This is a genomic window from Lacrimispora sp. 210928-DFI.3.58, from assembly GCF_020554865.1.
In the GTDB taxonomy this organism is placed as follows: Bacteria; Bacillota; Clostridia; order Lachnospirales; family Lachnospiraceae; genus Enterocloster.
This window is the reverse complement of sequence record NZ_JAJCIC010000123.1, coordinates 1-290: the sequence shown is the minus strand read 5'-3', so window position 1 is coordinate 290 and position 290 is coordinate 1. Positions and strand designations below refer to the sequence as shown.

Below are 290 nucleotides of genomic sequence, written 5' to 3'. Positions count from 1 at the left end.
CTTCTTCCGTCTGCTGGCAGTCCGGGACGAGTGGTTCTCCGATGATTTGCGGAAGCTGGATGATGACAATGTGTACCGCAAGCTGCAAGGTCACTGGATTATTGAAATGTCGGAAATGATGGCAACCGCAAACGCCAAGAGCATTGAGGAAATCAAGTCATTTTTAAGCCGGCAGAAAGAGGTTTACAAGATACCCTATGAAACCCATCCGGCAGACCGCCCCCGTCAGTGCGTATTTGGCGGCACTTCCAATGCCCTTGACTTCCTGCCCCTTGACCGTTCCGGCAACC

The 290-nt window shown here is 52.4% G+C and carries 1 protein-coding gene; it reads left to right on the top strand.

Going from position 1 to position 290, the window contains the following annotated elements; genetic code table 11:
- Positions 1-290 (top strand): virulence-associated E family protein (locus LIZ87_RS22210; RefSeq protein WP_227149241.1); only part of this gene is annotated, 290 nt, incomplete at both ends.